General features: G+C 58.4%; 15 protein-coding genes. 7 read left to right on the forward strand and 8 right to left on the reverse strand.

The window, feature by feature from the left end:
* Positions 1–9: 9 nt before the first annotated feature.
* Together ahpF and ahpC are read right to left on the reverse strand one after the other, a co-directional pair.
* Entirely contained in the window at positions 10–1,578 is a 1,569-nt protein-coding gene (ahpF, locus tag MHZ97_RS09045) for an alkyl hydroperoxide reductase subunit F (protein ID WP_103794091.1), read from the reverse strand.
* A gap of 72 nt (positions 1,579–1,650) precedes the next feature.
* A complete protein-coding gene (gene ahpC, locus MHZ97_RS09050) occupies positions 1,651–2,214 on the reverse strand; it encodes an alkyl hydroperoxide reductase subunit C (protein ID WP_103794092.1) in 564 nt (187 codons plus the stop codon).
* 286 nt (positions 2,215–2,500) lie between these two features.
* Here ahpC and MHZ97_RS09055 point away from each other — a divergent pair, with 286 nt between their 5' ends.
* A complete protein-coding gene (locus tag MHZ97_RS09055; RefSeq protein WP_103794093.1) occupies positions 2,501–2,929 on the forward strand; it encodes a GNAT family N-acetyltransferase in 429 nt (142 codons plus the stop codon).
* 23 nt (positions 2,930–2,952) lie between these two features.
* Here the strand turns inward: MHZ97_RS09055 and apbC are convergent, their stop codons facing one another.
* Positions 2,953–4,065 (reverse strand): iron-sulfur cluster carrier protein ApbC, encoded by a 1,113-nt coding sequence (apbC, locus tag MHZ97_RS09060; RefSeq protein WP_239314422.1) that lies wholly within the window; start codon positions 4,063–4,065, stop codon positions 2,953–2,955.
* A gap of 164 nt (positions 4,066–4,229) precedes the next feature.
* On the opposite strand from apbC, the gene metG reads away from it, so the two are divergent.
* The 6 genes from metG to sanA all read left to right on the forward strand — a co-directional run bounded on the left by metG (position 4,230) and on the right by sanA (position 11,341).
* Positions 4,230–6,260 (forward strand): methionine--tRNA ligase, encoded by a 2,031-nt coding sequence (gene metG, locus MHZ97_RS09065; protein WP_239314421.1) that lies wholly within the window; start codon positions 4,230–4,232, stop codon positions 6,258–6,260.
* Between the two features lie 288 nt (positions 6,261–6,548).
* Complete coding sequence (locus tag MHZ97_RS09070; protein ID WP_103794096.1) at positions 6,549–6,938, forward strand: CidA/LrgA family protein; 390 nt, start codon at positions 6,549–6,551, stop codon at positions 6,936–6,938.
* Positions 6,931–7,623 (forward strand): CidB/LrgB family autolysis modulator, encoded by a 693-nt coding sequence (locus tag MHZ97_RS09075; protein WP_103794097.1) that lies wholly within the window; start codon positions 6,931–6,933, stop codon positions 7,621–7,623. Before MHZ97_RS09070 ends, MHZ97_RS09075 begins: the two co-directional genes overlap by 8 nt.
* A gap of 119 nt (positions 7,624–7,742) precedes the next feature.
* The gene (gene cdd / locus MHZ97_RS09080; protein WP_239314420.1) at positions 7,743–8,633 is read left to right on the forward strand and encodes a cytidine deaminase; all 891 of its coding nucleotides are present in this window, start codon (positions 7,743–7,745) and stop codon (positions 8,631–8,633) included.
* Between the two features lie 155 nt (positions 8,634–8,788).
* Positions 8,789–10,486, forward strand: coding sequence for an NAD-dependent malic enzyme (locus MHZ97_RS09085; protein WP_103794099.1), 1,698 nt, complete (start codon positions 8,789–8,791; stop codon positions 10,484–10,486).
* A 135-nt stretch (positions 10,487–10,621) separates the two neighbouring features.
* Positions 10,622–11,341, forward strand: coding sequence for an outer membrane permeability protein SanA (sanA, locus tag MHZ97_RS09090; protein ID WP_033750294.1), 720 nt, complete (start codon positions 10,622–10,624; stop codon positions 11,339–11,341).
* A 162-nt stretch (positions 11,342–11,503) separates the two neighbouring features.
* On the opposite strand, the gene mglC is transcribed toward sanA, so the two are convergent.
* The 5 genes from mglC to yeiB all read right to left on the reverse strand — a co-directional run bounded on the left by mglC (position 11,504) and on the right by yeiB (position 17,782).
* On the reverse strand, positions 11,504–12,514 hold the full coding sequence (gene mglC, locus MHZ97_RS09095) for a galactose/methyl galactoside ABC transporter permease MglC (protein WP_103794101.1): 1,011 nt from the start codon (positions 12,512–12,514) through the stop codon (positions 11,504–11,506).
* A gap of 19 nt (positions 12,515–12,533) precedes the next feature.
* Positions 12,534–14,054 (reverse strand): galactose/methyl galactoside ABC transporter ATP-binding protein MglA, encoded by a 1,521-nt coding sequence (gene mglA / locus MHZ97_RS09100; RefSeq protein ID WP_103794102.1) that lies wholly within the window; start codon positions 14,052–14,054, stop codon positions 12,534–12,536.
* Between the two features lie 69 nt (positions 14,055–14,123).
* Positions 14,124–15,119 carry a galactose/glucose ABC transporter substrate-binding protein MglB gene (mglB, locus tag MHZ97_RS09105; RefSeq protein WP_033791578.1) on the reverse strand — a complete coding sequence of 332 codons (996 nt, stop codon included), beginning with the start codon at positions 15,117–15,119 and terminating at the stop codon, positions 14,124–14,126.
* Between the two features lie 314 nt (positions 15,120–15,433).
* Positions 15,434–16,474, reverse strand: coding sequence for an HTH-type transcriptional regulator GalS (gene galS / locus MHZ97_RS09110; RefSeq protein WP_239314419.1), 1,041 nt, complete (start codon positions 16,472–16,474; stop codon positions 15,434–15,436).
* 156 nt (positions 16,475–16,630) lie between these two features.
* Positions 16,631–17,782, reverse strand: coding sequence for a DUF418 domain-containing protein YeiB (yeiB, locus tag MHZ97_RS09115; protein WP_103794104.1), 1,152 nt, complete (start codon positions 17,780–17,782; stop codon positions 16,631–16,633).
* Positions 17,783–17,939 lie beyond the last annotated feature (157 nt).

The raw sequence follows: 17,939 nt of genomic DNA on the forward strand, positions 1-17,939 counted from the left end.
GCAAAAAAATTATTCAGCCGGTTTGGTGCGGATCAGATAATCAAACGCGCTCAGAGAGGCTTTCGCGCCTTCGCCGCTGGCGATAATGATCTGCTTGTACGGCACCGTGGTGCAGTCGCCCGCCGCGAAGACCCCTTTCAGGCTGGTTTCGCATTTAGCATCAATCAGGATCTCGCCCATTTTATTGCGCTCAACCGCGCCTTCCAGCCAGGTGGTGTTTGGCAGCAGACCGATCTGCACGAAGATACCGCTCAGCGCGATATCGTGCGCCGTCTGGTTATTGCGATCGATATAGGCCAGGCCGGTCACCTTGCTGCCGTCGCCTTTCACTTCCGTGGTCTGCGCATTGAGGATCACATCGACGTTTTTCAGGCTGCGCAGCTTGTTCTGCAGCACCTGATCGGCGCGCATTTCGCCCGCGAACTCCAGCAGGGTCACATGCTCAACGATGCCTGCCAGGTCGATAGCCGCTTCAACGCCGGAGTTGCCGCCGCCGATTACCGCGACGCGCTTGCCTTTAAACAGCGGGCCGTCGCAGTGCGGGCAGTAGGTCACGCCTTTGGTGCGATACTGCTCTTCGCCCGGCACGCCCATGTTGCGCCAGCGTGCGCCGGTAGCGATGATAATGCTGCGTGATTTCAGCACCGCGCCTGAAGCGGTTTCAATAGCGTGCAGGCCGCCCTCTTTCGCCGCCGGGATCAGCTTGATGGCGCTCTGGGTGTCGATTACATCAACGTCATAGTCGTCAACGTGGGCGCGCAGTGAGCCAGCCAGCTTCGCGCCTTCGGTTTTCTGCACGGAGATGTAGTTTTCAATATCGACGGTGTCGAGCACCTGGCCGCCGAAACGCTCGCCCATCAGGCCAGTACGGATGCCTTTACGCGCCGAGTAGATCGCCGCCGCCGCGCCTGCCGGGCCGCTGCCGACGATCAGCACTTCATAGGCGTCGCGCTTGTTCAGCTCTTCTGCCGCGCGCTTGTCGGCGTTAGTGTCGACCTTGCCGACGATCTCAGCGAGGCTCATGCGGCCCTGACCGAACTCTTTGCCGTTCAGGTAAACCGCCGGCACGCCCATCACGTTGCGCTCGGTAATTTCATTCTGGAACATGCCGCCGTCAATCGCCGTATGCGAGACGCGCGGATTGATAATCGCCATCAGGTTCAGCGCCTGCACAACGTCAGGGCAGTTGTGGCATGACAGCGAATAGTAAGTTTCGAAATGCAGGTCGCTATCCAGCGACGCAACCTGATCCAGCAGGCTCTGCGTCTCTTTCGACGGATGACCGCCGGTCTGCAGCAGCGCCAGCACCAGAGAGGTAAATTCGTGACCCATCGGCGAACCGGCAAAGCGCGGGCCGCTGTGCGAGCCAGGGTTAGCGATCAGAAAAGAGGGTTTCCGTACCGGACGATCGTTCTCTTCGCGGAAGCTGACTTTTTCAGACAGGCTTGCGATATCCACCAGCAAATCACGAATTTCCGCTGATTTGGCGCCATCGTCCAGGGTGGCGATCAACTCAACAGGCTTGGTTAATTTCTCAAGGTAGGCCTTGAGCTGGGTTTTTAAGTTAGTGTCGAGCATAGTGAGTTCCTGTCAGAAGAAATCGGGTGCCGCAGCACCCGATTAGAGAAAGATCGAAAAGCGGCAGGGAAATTAGATTTTGCCAACCAGGTCCAGAGACGGAGCCAGGGTTGCGTCGCCTTCTTTCCATTTAGCCGGGCAAACTTCGCCTGGGTGAGAAGCAACGTACTGTGCCGCTTTCACTTTACGCAGCAGGTCAGACGCGTCGCGGCCGATACCTTCAGCGGTGATTTCGATCGCCTGGATGATGCCTTCCGGGTCAACGATGAAAGTACCGCGGTCAGCCAGGCCTTCAGCTTCGCGCATGATTTCGAAGTTGCGGGTCAGCGCGCCAGTCGGGTCGCCAATCATGGCGTACTGGATTTTCGCGATGGTTTCAGAAGAACCGTGCCAGGCTTTGTGGGTAAAGTGGGTGTCGGTAGAAACAGAGTAGATATCTACGCCCAGTTTCTGGAATTCTTCATAGTGGTCAGCCACATCACCCAGTTCGGTCGGGCATACGAAGGTGAAGTCAGCCGGATAAAAGAAGAACACACTCCATTTACCTTCAACGTCTTTCTCAGTTACGTCAATGAATTCGCCGTTTTTAAACGCAGTGTTTTTAAACGGTTTGATTTTGGTATTAATGATAGACATCTGAAGTCCTCCGCTAAAAGATGTGATGTACGTTACAAAATTTTCGGGCCAACTTCTAATATGCAGTCGTTATCAATCAGATAAACGAAAGCTATCAAACGCGGCAAGCCGCACCGCTATTGACGCCGCCCCGGCATTCTACACGCAAAGCACCTTGATTTAACGCGGTTTATCTTTTCGTCGTAGACCTGCTAGTTTTGTAGAGACGCTTAATCATAACGAGCCAGCGCCTCTCTCCCGTTTGCGGATATGGCCGGCATGCTGATTGCCGTTAAGGGAGTTTACCGTGCAGATACGTTCTTATACCGAAGCCGATCGTCCATTCCTGCGCACGCTGTTCCTGGCCGCGCGCCGCCATAACTGGCGCTGGCTCGACGACAGCCACTGGCAGCTGGAAGATTTCGACAGCGTGATTCTGGGCGAGACCGTCTGGGTGGCCGAGCTGGATGGCCATCGCGTCGGCTTTGCCGGCGTGCTGGAAAATGACAATTTCCTTCACAGCCTCTATGTCGATCCCGCCTGGCAGGGCCGCGGCGTTGGCAGCGCGCTGCTGGAGAGAGTCCAGGCGCGCTTTACCAGCACCGGCGCGCTAAAGTGCCTGCTGATGAACAAGGCGGCGCAGGCGTTCTATTTAAAGCACGGCTGGAAGATCATCGCGCAGGGCGAGAGCGAGCAGGGAAAATATGTGCTGATGCACTTTCCGCTGGCGTCCTGAGGTGACGCCAGCGGCACAGGATTTTACAGCGCGCGGAAGGCGATATCGCCGGGGATCACTTCCCCCTGCCAGTAGAGGCGCGACGCGACGCGGCCCGCCAGCTGGCGATAGAGCGCGGTAAACTCGCTCTCCGGTCGGCGGATCACCGTCGGCTCGCCGTCGTCCAGATCTTCACGCAGGTTAATATGCAGCGGCAGCTGCGCCAGCAGCTGCGTCTGATAGTCCGCCACCAGCTTTTCCGCGCCGCCGGTGCCGAAGATCGGCTCATGGAAACCGCAGTGGCTGCAGATATGCAGGCTCATATTTTCCACCACGCCCAGCACCGGCACGTTGACCTTCTCAAACATCACCATGCCTTTGCGCGCGTCGATCAGCGCAATATCCTGCGGGGTGGTCACGACAATCGCGCCGGTCACCGGCACGCTCTGCGCCAGCGTCAGCTGGATGTCGCCGGTGCCCGGCGGCATATCAAGCACCAGATAGTCGAGATCGGGCCAGAGGGTTTCGTTGAGCAGCTGCATCAGCGCCTTGCTCGCCATCGGGCCGCGCCACACCATCGCATTATCGTCGGTAACCAGATAGCCGATAGAGTTGGTGGCGAGGCCGTGCGCCATAATCGGCGCCATATGGGTGCCGTCCGGCGAGGTGGGACGCTCATGCTCGGTGCCCAGCATGTTGGGCACCGAGGGGCCGTAGATATCCGCGTCGAGGATGCCGACGCGCGCCCCTTCCGCCGCCAGCGCCAGCGCCATATTGACGGCGGTGCTCGACTTGCCGACGCCGCCCTTGCCGGAGCTGACGGCAATAATGTTTTTCACGCCGTTAACGCCGGGCTGGCCTTTGACGCGCTTCAGGGTGGCGATATCGTGACGCAGCCGCCAGTCGATCGCCTCGCTGCCGGTCAGGCGCAGCAGCTCAGCGCTGGCCTGCGCCTTTAGCTCTTCAAACGCGCTCGCCCAGGCGAACGGCATGCAGAGTTCGATATGCAGCTTGCCGTCCAGCAGCGCCACATGATGCAGCGCTTTCAGCGCGGTAAGATTGCGTTCGAGGGTCGGATGCTGAAAGCCGCTGAGTACGCCCATTACCACGGCGCGCAAGGCTTCAGGTGAATGTGATGTCCGGGATTGTGCTGTCATCCCCACTCCTTGTTATTTTTTCTGTCGCTGGGTTCAGCGGTATCACAACAATGATATCAGATGTCGGCGCGGTAGACGCCAGACCCGCCCTTGTGTTTACGCCCGCCAGGGCATGAGTTACCATCTAAGCCCGTTTTTTCAATCAACAGAAAGCTACGCAAACTATGACTCAAGTCGCTAAAAAAATAATGGTAACGTGCGCCCTGCCGTACGCGAACGGATCAATCCATCTCGGCCACATGCTCGAGCATATCCAGGCAGACATTTGGGTGCGTTACCAGCGAATGCGTGGCAATCAGGTCTATTTCATCTGCGCCGACGACGCGCACGGTACGCCGATCATGCTGAAAGCGCAGCAGTTAGGCATTTCGCCGGAGCAGATGATTGCCGAAATGAGTCAGGAACATCAGGTCGACTTCGCCGGGTTCAACATCAGCTACGACAACTATCACTCGACGCACAGCGATGAGAACCGCGTGCTCTCTGAGCTGATCTACACCCGCCTGAAAGAGAACGGTTTTATTAAGAACCGCACTATTTCGCAGCTTTACGATCCGGAAAAAGGGATGTTCCTGCCGGACCGTTTCGTTAAGGGTACCTGCCCGAAATGCAAATCGCCGGACCAGTATGGCGACAACTGCGAAGTGTGCGGCGCCACCTACAGCCCGACCGAGCTGATCGAGCCGAAGTCGGTGGTATCGGGTGCCACGCCGGAAATGCGCGACTCCGAGCACTTCTTCTTCGATCTGCCGTCGTTCAGCGCCATGCTGCAGGCGTGGACCCGTTCCGGCGCGCTGCAGGAGCAGGTGGCCAATAAAATGCAGGAGTGGTTCGAGTCTGGCCTGCAGCAGTGGGATATCTCCCGCGACGCGCCCTACTTCGGCTTTGAGATCCCCAACGCGCCGGGCAAATATTTTTACGTCTGGCTGGATGCGCCAATCGGCTATATGGGCGCGTTCAAGAACCTGTGCGACAAGCGCGGCGATATCGATTTCGACGAGTTCTGGAAGAAAGACTCCACCACCGAGCTGTATCACTTTATCGGCAAGGATATCGTCTATTTCCACAGCCTGTTCTGGCCGGCGATGCTGGAAGGCAGCCAGTTCCGCAAGCCCAACAATCTGTTCGTACACGGCTATGTGACGGTAAACGGCGCCAAGATGTCTAAGTCGCGCGGCACCTTTATTAAGGCGAGCACCTGGCTGCAGCATCTGGACGCCGACAGCCTGCGCTACTACTACGCCGCCAAGCTCTCTTCGCGCATCGACGATATCGACCTGAATCTGGAAGATTTCGTGCAGCGCGTCAACGCCGATATCGTCAACAAGGTGGTGAACCTGGCGTCGCGCAACGCTGGCTTCCTGACCAAGCGCTTTAACGGCCAGCTTTCAGCCGAGCTGGCGGATCCGGCGCTCTACCAGACCTTTGTTGAGGCCTCTGACAAGATTGGCGAAGCCTGGGCGAGCCGCGAGTACAGCCGCGCCATTCGCGAAATTATGGCGCTGGCCGATCTGGCTAACCGCTATGTGGATGAGCAGGCGCCGTGGGTAGTGGCGAAAGAAGAAGGCCGCGACGCCGATCTGCAGGCGATCTGCTCGATGGGCATTAACCTGTTCCGCGTGCTGATGACCTGGCTGAAGCCGGTGCTGCCGAGCCTGAGCGAGCGCGCCGAAGCCTTCCTTAATAGCGAGCTGAGCTGGGATGCGATTGCGCAGCCGCTGCTTAACCACCAGGTTGCGCCGTTTAAAGCGCTGTATGGACGTATTGAAATGACCAAAGTTAATGCGCTGATTGAAGCGTCAAAAGAGGACGCGGCTGCCGCCAGTAAACCGGCCACCGGCCCGCTGGCGGATGCGCCGATTGGCGATACCATTACCATCGACGACTTTGCGAAGGTCGATATGCGCGTAGCGCTGATCGAAAACGCCGAGCTGGTAGAGGGTTCCGATAAGCTGCTGCGCCTGCAGCTCGATCTGGGCGGCGAGAAGCGCCAGATTTTCTCTGGTATTCGCGCGGCCTATCCGGATCCGTCGGTGCTGATCGGCAAGATGACCATTATTGTTGCTAACCTTGCGCCGCGTAAGATGCGCTTCGGCGTCTCGGAAGGCATGGTGCTCTCTGCTGGCCCTGGCGGGAAGGATCTGTTTGTGCTCTCCGTTGACAGCGGCGCGCAGCCGGGCATGCCGGTTAAGTAAAGGGCGCAGGCGGGGATTGAGGCGGCCTGGGGTCGCCCTGCTGGCCGCACACTTGGGGTCGCCCTGCTGGCCGCACAATAGTTCAGGAGTGGGTGACCTGGACCGAAGAGCAAAGCGTCACGCGACAGGATGTCGCGTGCCGAGCGCGCAGGGATGCCTTGAGCGACTTTGCGATCGGTCCAGGTCACCCGCGACCGGCACCCTAGTTAAAGCCCAGGGCGACAGCAATGTCGCCCTTTTTTATGCTTTGTCGCGTATGATGTTGTGCAGTAAAAACAGGAGCCTGCTATGTCCACTCTGCTCTCTCTGTGCTGGCGCTACGTGCGCGCCTTCGTCATCATCTATCTCTGCCTCTATGCGGGCAACGCCATCGCCCTGCTGCTGCCGATCACCATTCCCGGCAGTATCCTCGGCATGCTGACGCTGTTCGCGCTGCTGGCGACGCAAATCCTGCCGGTGGACTGGGTAAAGCCAGGCTGCCATCTGCTGATCCGCTATATGGCGCTGCTGTTTGTGCCCATCAGCGTCGGCATCATCAACTACACCGACGTACTGAGCGCGCAGTTCGGTCCCATCGTGGTCTCTGTCGTCATCAGCACCTTCCTGGTGCTGACGATTGTTGGCTGGAGCGCCCATAAAATTCATACGCGCAGCGTGCAGGAGAAGCCGAGTGAGTGACATCTGGTGGTCGCTGCCGCTGAGCGTCGGCGCCTTTATGCTGGCGCGCCGCCTGGCGGCGAAGCTGAAAATCTCGATAATCAATCCGCTGCTGGTGTCGATGGCGATCATTATCCCGCTGCTGCTGGTGCTGCAGATCCCCTACGCGCGCTATTTCGCCGGCAGCCAGATCCTTAACCAGCTGCTGCAGCCGGCGGTGGTGGCGCTGGCGCTGCCGCTCTATGAGCAGATGCATCAAATTCGCGCGCGCTGGAAATCGCTGATCGGCGTCTGCTTTATCGGCAGCCTCACGGCGATGGTCTCCGGCACCGCTATCGCGCTGTGGATGGGCGCGACGCCAGAAATCGCCGCCACTATTCTGCCCAAATCGGTCACCACGCCCATCGCCATGGCGGTCTCCGCCTCGCTGCACGGCATTCCCGCCATCAGCGCTATCTGCGTGCTGATTGCCGGCGTGCTCGGCGCGGTCTTCGGCCATATGGTGCTGAACCTGCTGGGGGTAAAAACCCGCGCGGCGCGCGGGCTGGCGATCGGCAATGCGTCACACGCGCTCGGCACCGCGCGCGCGGCGGAGGTAGATTATCAGGAGGGGGCGTTCAGCTCGCTGGCGCTGGTGCTGTGCGGCATTATCACCTCGCTGCTGGCGCCCTTTATTTTTCCGCTGCTGCTGCACGCTCTTGGGTAAAACTTTGCGATAGATCTCGCAAAGTTGAAACGATGCAAATCTGTTGCATTGTCAGAGCGATACAGATCACATATAACCCCTCTGGCGGCAATGGGCCGCCTGATATTGACGAGGCTATCATGCATCCACGTTTCACCTCCGCCTTCGACGCGCTGCCCGCTGCTCTGCAAAGCGCCCTGCGTCCGGTTCTTGACGATGCGCAGTTTAAGGCGGCGCTGACGCCGGAGCAGGTCGCGTCGCTGATGCAGCAGACCCGGCTGGATGCCGACGCGCTGGCGCTGGCGCTGCTGCCGCTGGCGGCGGCCTGCGCGGTCGCGCCGGTCTCGCGCTTCAACGTCGGCGCCGTGGCGCGCGGCGTCAGCGGTTACTGGTACTTCGGTGCCAATATGGAGTTCGCAGGCGTGGCGCTGCAGCAGACGATCCACGCCGAACAGAGCGCCATCGCGCACGCCTGGCTGCGCGGCGAGCAGCGCCTGGAGGCCGTCACCGTCAACTACACGCCGTGCGGCCACTGCCGCCAGTTTATGAACGAACTCAACAGCGGCACCGAACTGCGCATCAGCCTGCCGGGGCGCGGCGTCAGCACCCTGGCTGACTACCTGCCCGACGCCTTCGGCCCGCGCGATCTGAACATTACTACCCTGCTGCTGGATAGCGTGGATCACGGCTATCAGGCGGACGGCGACGCGCTCGCTCAGGCGGCGGTCGCGGCGGCCAACCAGAGCCATGCGCCCTACAGCGGCTCGCACAGCGGCATTGCGCTGCGCACCGCGAGCGGCGTGACGGTCACCGGACGCTACGCCGAGAACGCCGCCTTTAACCCGAGCCTGCCGCCGCTTCAGGCAGCGCTGATCCTGCTGAATATGCAGGGGGAAGCCTGCGAAAGCATCGAGGCAGCCGCGCTGGCCGAAGTGGAAAACGCTACGCTGGCTCAGTTCGCCGCCACTCAGGCGACCCTGGCCGCGCTGGGGTGCGAGCAGCTGGTCCGCGTGACGCTGCGCAAAGGCTGAGGCACAGAACACGCTTTCCAACACTTACGATATCTTTTATTTACAAAAGCTGTACATCGGCGAGAAATTTCATAGGATCGTGCGCCAGCAACACAAAAAAAGAACGACTGGCGTCTGAGCTTTGCCAGACAACACCGCAACCGGAGCATCAATTCATGGAACATGAGTACGAAAGTAAGCGTCCGCTGTATATCCCCTACGCTGGCCCGATCCTGCTGGAATTTCCCCTGCTGAACAAAGGCAGTGCCTTCTCACTGGAAGAGCGCAACGAATTTAACCTCAACGGCCTGCTACCGGAAGCGGTTGAGAGCATTGAAGAGCAGGCAGAGCGCGCCTGGCGTCAGTTCCAGGACTTTAAAAACAATAACGATAAGCACGTCTACCTGCGCAATATTCAGGACACCAACGAAACCCTTTTCTATCGCCTGCTCGACAACCATCTCGAAGAGATGATGCCGATTATCTATACCCCGACCGTCGGCGCAGCCTGCGAACACTTTTCCGAGATCTACCGTCGCGCGCGCGGCGTCTTTATCTCTTATCCGAACCGCGCCCATATCGAAGATATGCTGCAAAACGCCACCAAGCAGAACGTGAAGGTGATTGTGGTCACCGACGGCGAGCGCATTCTCGGCCTTGGCGATTTGGGCATCGGCGGCATGGGTATTCCTATCGGCAAGCTGTCGCTCTATACCGCCTGCGGCGGCATCTCCCCGGCCTATACGCTGCCGGTGGTGCTGGACGCCGGCACCAACAATCAGCAGCTGCTTAACGATCCGCTCTATATGGGCTGGCGCCACCCGCGCATCACCGGCGAAGAGTACGACGCCTTCGTTAATGACTTTATCCAGGCGGTAAAACGCCGCTGGCCGAACGTGCTGCTGCAGTTTGAAGACTTCGCGCAGAAAAACGCCATGCCGCTGCTGCAGCGCTATCGCGACGAAATCTGCTGCTTTAACGACGATATTCAGGGCACCGCCGCCGTGACCGTCGGCACGCTGATTGCCGCCAGCCGCGCCGCAGGCAGCCGCCTGTGCGAGCAGAAGGTGGTGTTCCTCGGCGCAGGCTCCGCCGGATGCGGCATCGCCGAGCAGATTATCTCGCAGATGAAATCGGAAGGCCTGAGCGACGAAGAGGCGCGCGCCCGCGTGCTGATGGTTGACCGCTTCGGCCTGCTGACCGATAAACTGCCGAACCTGCTCGACTTCCAGAGCAAGCTGGTGCAGAAGAGCGAGAACCTGAAAGAGTGGGATACCGCCAGCGATGCTATCTCGCTGCTGGACGTAGTGCGCAACGCCCGTCCCGATATTCTTATCGGCGTTTCCGGCCAGCCGGGCCTGTTTACCGAAGAGATTATCCGCGAGATGCACAAGCACTGCGCGCGCCCTATCGTTATGCCGCTCTCAAACCCGACGTCGCGCGTGGAAGCAACCCCGGCGGATATTATCGCCTGGACCGACGGCGCGGCGCTGGTCGCGACCGGCAGCCCCTTCTCGCCGGTAAGCTGGAAAGGCAAAGTCTACCCGATCGCCCAGTGCAACAACTCCTATATCTTCCCTGGCATCGGGCTGGGGGTGATCGCCTCCGGCGCGACGCGCGTCACCGACTCAATGCTGATGACGGCAAGCCGCGCGCTGGCCGACTGCTCGCCGCTGGTAAACGAAGGCGAGGGCCCGGTGCTGCCGGAGATCAAAGATATTCAGGGCGTGTCGAAAATCATCGCCATGGAAGTGGGTAAAGCCGCCCAGCTGGCGGGCGTTGCGGTGGTGACGTCGGAAGATGTGCTGTCACAGGCGGTGGCCAATAATTTCTGGCTGCCGCAGTACCGCCACTATCGCCGCACCTCAATCTGACAACCGGTCGCCGGGCCGCTTCAGGCCCGGCAGCCGTGCAAAAATCCATCAGCCAACCGGCGGTGCCTTGCTTCGCAACCGCTCCTCAAGTAGCCTTGATGCACCTCTTTTTCCTGACCCCGAGCGCTCACGCGTATGTTGAAACGCGTTTTTATTGGTCTCTTATTCATCATCTTACTGGTGGTGGCGACCGCGCTCGGCCTGGATCGCTGGATCAGCTGGAAAACCGCCCCCTATATTTATGAAGATGTCGCCTCGCTGCCGCATCGTCAGGTTGGCGTGGTCCTGGGTACCGCGAAGTATTACCGCACCGGCGTCTACAATCAGTACTACCTCTATCGCATTCAGGGCGCGCTGAACGCCTATAACAGCGGCAAGGTTAACTATCTGCTGCTGAGCGGCGACAACGCCATGAGCAGCTATAACGAGCCCATGACCATGCGCCGCGATCTGATCAAAGCCGGCGTCGATCCGCAGGATATCGTGCTGGACTACGCCGGTTTCCGCACCCTCGACTCTATCGTGCGCACGCGCAAAGTGTTTGACACCAACGATTTTATTATTATTACCCAGCGCTTCCACTGCGAGCGCGCGCTGTTTATCGCCCTGCATATGGGGATTCAGGCGCAGTGCTACGCGGTGCCGTCACCGAAAAATATGCTCAGCGTCCGCTTCCGAGAGGTGGGCGCCCGCCTCGGTGCGCTGGCCGATCTCTACGTGATGAAGCGCGAACCGCGCTTTCTGGGTCCGCTGGTGCCGATCCCGGCGGTACATGAGGTGCCGGAAGATGCGCAGAGCTATCCGGCAGTGACGCCGGAGCAGCTGCTGGAAAGCGAGCAGAAAGCGCGCAAATAGAAAGAGCTCCGTGCCGTTTCATTCAGGCGGCTCAAAAGCCTGCCTGGTGGGCGACAGGGGCTGTGGAGCAAAGCGTCCCGCGCCGCTTCTTACACACACAAGGGGCACCCGCAAACAAAAAGAGCGACCCAAAGGTCGCTCTTCTTCAGTAACGTCTCATCCTTACTTCTTACGAGAATATTTCAGCGAGTCCAGCGCCACGGCGAAGATAATGATGCCGCCCTTGATAATGTACTGCCAGTAAGGGTTCACGCCGATATAGGTCAGACCGTAGTTGATCACGGTAAAGATGATCACACCGGTCACCACGCCCGCTACCGTACCCACGCCGCCCGCAAAGGAGACGCCGCCCACCACGCACGCCGCGATGGCGTCCAGCTCATACATAAAGCCGAGGTTGTTGGTGGCGCTGCCGATACGGCCCGCTTCCAGCATACCGCCGAAGGCGTAAAACACGCCAGAAAGCGCATAGATCAGAATCAGGTTTAAGTTGACGTTAACGCCAGATACCTTCGCCGCTTCCGGGTTACCGCCGATAGCAAAGATATTTTTGCCGAAGCGGGTTTTGTTCCACAGAATCCAGACGAAAACGATGGCAACAATCGCGTAGAAGGTAATGTAGGAGAGCTTGAAGTCGCCAAAGCGCAGGAAGCCCTGAGCAAACTTCGAGAAACCGCTGTCAAACCCGGCAATCGGCGACGCGCCGACAAAGTCGTAATAGAGCGAGTTGATGCCGTAGACGATAATCATGGTGCCGAGCGTGGTAATAAACGGCGTCACCTTGAGATAGGCGATAATCAGGCCGTTCAGCAGGCCGATCAGACCGCCAATCACGCACACCACCAGAATCACCACCGGAATCGGCACGGTATCCAGCGTCGGAAACACCTTATTGGCGTTATCCATCGCCTGCAGCAGCGTCGCCGCCACCACCGCCGCCAGACCCACCTGACGACCGGCCGAAAGGTCGGTACCCTGCGTAACGATCAGCCCCGCCACGCCCAGCGCGATAATAATACGCACCGAGGACTGGGTAAGAATATTACTCAGGTTCATCAGGCTTAAAAAGGTTGGATCCTGGAAAATAATAATAGCCAGCAAAACCAGCAGAACGACATAAATGCCGCCCTCTTTCAGCCAGGTTAGCGCATTCTTTTTAGTAGTCGCTTTCATGTTAACAGCCCTTGCTTCATTAAAGGTGTAATGACGCTAAACGCAATATTTCGTTCTGCGTGGTTGTCTTGGTATCTACAATGCCCGCTACCTGGCCGTTGCTCATTACCAGAATACGATCGGTAATGCCCAGCAGCTCCGGCATCTCAGAGGAGATAATAATGATGCCCTTCTCTTTCTTCGCCAGCTCGGCAATCAGCTGGTAGATTTCGAATTTCGCGCCGACGTCAATACCGCGCGTCGGTTCATCAAGCATCAGTATTTCAGGCTGGGTCAGCAGCCAGCGGCCGATAATTACCTTTTGCTGGTTACCGCCCGAAAGCGATCCAATTTGCGTATGGTGACCCGGCGTTTTTACCCGCATGGCGTCAATAACCCACTGGGTATCGCTTTTCATCCGCTTATTGTCGAGCAGCCCGAGCGTGTTTTTATATTTCTTGATATTGGAGATTAACGAGTTAAACCCGATATCGAGAAAGGCATAAATACCGGTCGAGCGGCGCTCTTCCGTGACCAGCGCGAAACCGTGGTTAATGGCTTCGTTGGCGCTGTGGTTATTAATCGCCTTGCCGTGCAGCTTAATGGTGCCGCTCACCTTCTCGCGAATGCCAAACAGCGTTTCGACGATATCGGTACGCTTGGCGCCCACCAGCCCGGCGATGCCGAGGATCTCCCCTTTGCGCAAATCGAACGAGACGTCGCGAATTGACGGCTGACGCAGCGACGTTAAATGACGTACCTCAAGAATGGTTTCGCCCGGCACGTTGGTTTTGTTGGGAAAGCGCTGGTTCAGGGAACGGCCGACCATCATGGCGATGATCTTATCCATATCCAGCCCTTCCAGCGGCTGGGTGGCGATCCACTGGCCGTCGCGCAGAATAGTGATCTCGTCGCACAGCTGGAAAATTTCTTCCATCTTGTGCGAGATATAAACAATGCCGCAGCCGCGATCTTTCAGCTTGCGAATAATGGTGAACAGATGGTTCACCTCTTTTTCCGTCAGCGAAGAGGTCGGCTCATCCATGATGACGATTTTGGCATCATAGGAGAACGCCTTGGCGATTTCGATCATCTGCATCTGCGAAACAGAGAGCGTCGCCACTTTGTCGCGCGGATCGATATCGATATCCAGCTCGTCGAAAATCGCTTTGGTGTCGCGATACATTTTTTCCTGATCGACGAACGGCCCTTTTTGCGGATAGCGACCCAGCCACATATTGTCCATAACGGTGCGCTGTAAAACCAGGTTCAGCTCCTGGTGCACCATCGAAACGCCGTTTTCCAGCGCCTCTTTGGAACTTTTAAAATCAACTTCCTCACCCTGAAACAGGATGCTCCCCGTATCTTTTTTATAAATACCAAACAGGCATTTTAATAATGTCGATTTACCGGCGCCGTTTTCACCCATCAATGCATGAACGGAGTGAGGCCGCACTTTTAAATTTACATTATCTAAGGCTTTAACCCCTGGAAATGATTTCGAGACGTTCGTCATTTCCAGCAGATATTCACGCTGCGCGGTCGGATTATCACTGGCCATAATTTACCTGGCTAAAAAAAGCGTTGGTCACGTGAAAACAGGGCGCGGCTCAGCCGCGCCCGGACAGGATTACTTCTGGAACTGAGAGAGGTTCTCTTTATCGACCGGCACGTAGGGCACGCGGACGATTTTATCGGTGATCTTATAGCTGGTGCCTTCGGTCGCGGCTTTGCCATCCGCCAGGTTTTTCGCCATATCCAGCGTCGCTTTCGCCTGGTTTTCCGCATCGTTCAGCACGGTGCCCGCCAGCGCGCCCGATTTCACCAGCGCCAGGGCTTCCGGCAGCGCATCGACGCCGAATACCGGAATCGAGGTCTTGTTATGCGCTTTCAGCGCTTCGACCGCGCCCATCGCCATGGCGTCGTTGTTGGCGATCACCACTTCGATTTTGTTGGCGTTCGGGCCGGAGAGCCACGCATCCATCTTGTCTTTCGCCTGAGCGGTATCCCACATCGCGGTATCCATCGCCAGCTGCTGGGTCTTGATGCCGTCCTGATTCAGGGTATCGATAACGTATTTGGTACGCGCTTCGGCATCCGGGTGGCCCGGCTCGCCTTTCAGCAGCACGAACTGAATCTGACCATCTTTGTTCAGGTCCCAGTTCGGCGAGGCTTTCCAGTGCTTCTCAATCAGTTTGCCCTGGATAATGCCGGACTCTTTAGAGTCGGTGCCGACATAGTAGGCCTTGTCGTAGCTGGCCAGCACTTTCGCGTTCGGCTCTTTGTTAAAGAACACCACCGGCACATCGTTGCCGCGCGCTTTATCAATCACCACGGCCGCCGCAGCCGGATCCACCAGGTTAATCGCCAGCGCCTTCACGCCTTTCGCCATCAGCACGTCGATCTGATCGTTCTGTTTGGACTGATCGTTCTGCGAGTCATTCATCAGCAGCTGCACGCCGCCGAGGGTTTTGGCCTCTTTCTCGATGTCTTTGCGAACCATCGACATAAAGTTGTCGTCATATTTGTAGATGGTCACGCCGATACGCGTGTCCGCTGCGTGTGCCGTTGCGCCGAACATCATGCTGGCAACCAAAGCTGTGAGCGTGAAAACCTTCTTATTCATGGTATCTCCGGTTTTTTGCAGGGTAGTACTGGCTCAGGCGCGTCAGGCGCGCAGGAGCTTTCGATAAAATAAGATTCGACGAGTCGCAAAGAGGCGAGTGAAATCGCGCTGCCCCGCTGAAACGCCGTCCAGAAATCTGACTTCCTTGTGCGACAACGCATCCTGAAGATGTGATGAACTTTTTCAACGGGTTGCTGAAACCACGCCAGCTGCGGTTATAACGGCGTTACATAATGTTTCAGTCCGGTAAGACGCTGCCATCATAGTGAGCGGCATGTTAATTAACTGTGAATACAATCACAGATTGAAAACGGTTACATGGCGCTATCGCCTGAATTAGTGACCGACTCCACATTTTGCCGCTGCGCCACGGAATGACGACGCACCAGGGTCGGCATAAAGACATGCTGCGCGCTGACGTCCAGCTGGCCCGCCGCGCCGCTCAGCGCCAGCTCAGTGGCAAGTTTCGCCATAGAAACAATGGGATAGCGTACCGTTGTCAGTTGGGGATCGGTGTATCGTGACATCGGGATATCATCGAAGCCGATAATTGAGAAATGCTGCGGCACCTGAATGCCGTTATCTTTCAGGGCGGTAAGCGCACCGGCCGCCATGCCGTCGTTATAGGCGAAAATGGCGCTGAGATGCACATTGCGGCCCAGCAGCTCCACCATCGCCGCCTCGCCGCCCTGCATATCGGGTTCGGCGCAGGCGATCCAGCCCTCCTGCGGCCGAATCCCCTGCTCCGCCAGCGCCTGCTCCCAGCCTTCGCGCCGCTGCCGCACGTCCTCGATGTCGTGGCTGGAGCAGAGATAGCCGATGCGGCTGTGCCCCTGCTGCAGCAGCATACGGGTCGCCATCAGCGCCCCCGCCACATTATCCAGGCTGACGCAGCGATGGGCGAAGCCAGGCACAATGCGGTTAACCATCACCATGCCCGGCACCTGCTGCATAAAAGAGGCAAGCTCGGCGTCTGAAAGCGTTTTCGCGTGTACCACCAGCGCATTGCAGCGCTGACGGATCAGCACCTCAATGGCATGGCGCTCTTTATCTTCCTGATGCCAGGAATTGCTGATCAGCACATGTTTATGCAGGCGCTGCGCCACGGTATCCACCGCTTTCACCAGCGCGCCGAAGAAGGGATCGGAGACGTCCATCACCACCACGCCGATGGTGTCGCTGACCTGCGTCGCCAGCGCCTGCGCGTTGGCGTTAGGCCGATAGCCCAGTGAATCTACCGCCTGCAGCACCGCGTCACGGGTGTCCGCGGTAACGGCGCTGCTGTTATTCAGCACGCGCGAGACGGTCGCCACCGACACGCCAGCCAGACGGGCAACATCACGAATCGTTATCATGCAGCTGTTCCACAGAGGAAAAAAAGGCATCACGCCAGGAAGTAAACCCGGCGCTATTCTGGCAGGCAGGGCGCGGCGACAGCGTGAATCACGTCACACTGATGAAAACGGTTACATACAATTATGCAACCTTTGTGATGAATATCATTATCTGACTCAGAGGCGATGCGGCGTTTTCCCCGCCGCCAGCTGCGTCAGGCGGCGCCACAGCCATTCAAGCGGCCCCTGCGGGAAAAAGCGCAGCCAGATTACCGAGAAGAGAATATTGACCAGCCAGACAGCGGGCACAAAGGCCAGCAGCTGCAAACGGTCGAAGCGCATAAAGAGATCGAAGCGGTAGAACAGCGTGGTACAGATCAGCGTCTGCAGCAGATAGTTGCTCAGCGCCATGCGGCCGACGCACTCTATCGCCGACGTGACGCGCCAGCGCGCCAGCTGCGGCCAGTAGCCGAGGATCAGCGCAGCGTAGCCAAGGCTGATAAACGGGCTGGCGAGATCGCGCGGCACCTGTAAGTAGAAGCCGCTCCAGCGAAACGACCAGTGCAGCATCCACTGCGCCACCACCCCAGACAGGGCGATGGCGTAGCCTGATGCCAGCAGCAGCGCGGCGCAGCGGCGGTAGTGGCGCAGGCTGAACTCGCCGGTCAGCCAGCCGCAGCGCAGCAGCGCGGCACCCATCATCATCAGCCCGGCCAGCTGCCAGCCATACTGCGCCGCCAGCGCCATCAGGCTGGAGGAGAGATGATCGAGACGGTTCTGCACCGCTTCCCAGCCGCCGGCCAGCTTCCAGAAATGTTCATACTCCAGGTCAGCCGCGCCGGGCAGCCAGGAGCGGCTCGGCTCGGGATCGGAGATCGATCCGAAGATCAGCAGCACGCCGCAGCCAACCAGGTAGAGCAGCGCGCCGGTGTGAAACAGGCTGCGCGTTGCGGGCACGTCGCGCAGCGTACGCCAGACGATAAGGCCAATAATGGCGTAATCGAGCAGGATATCCCCTTCCCACATCGCCAGAGCGTGAAACAGGCCAATAAGCGCCAGCAGCGTCAGGCGCGCCGACAGCCAGCGGCCGCCGCGCGGCAGCTGAAGCTGCAGGCCCGCGCCGAACAGCAGCGCGAACAGCGTCAGGAACTTCATCTGCGCCAGCAGGTCGAGCACCGCCCAGGTCCAGACCTCGTCGGTAGCGGGATCGCCGTGCCAGGCGGGATTGAGATAGGCGGCGGAAGGTAAGGCGAAGCCGACGATATTGAGCAACAAAATGCCGAGGATGGCGCAGCCGCGAATAAAATCCAGCATAGGATAACGTTGCATATCGGTCCCTGTTGGCGTGGAACAGCGCCGCCTGAGAACAGGCGGCGCACAGGCATGCAAACGAGTGAGATAACCCGAAGAGCAAAGCACGCCGCGTCAGGGACAAAACGTCAGGAACGTTTTTGAACCATGCCGCAGCGCGCTGGCCCGGTTACGG

Origin of the sequence: Pantoea sp. ACRSC, assembly GCF_022346785.1 — a bacterium.
In the GTDB taxonomy this organism is placed as follows: Bacteria; Pseudomonadota; Gammaproteobacteria; order Enterobacterales; family Enterobacteriaceae; genus Pantoea; species Pantoea alvi.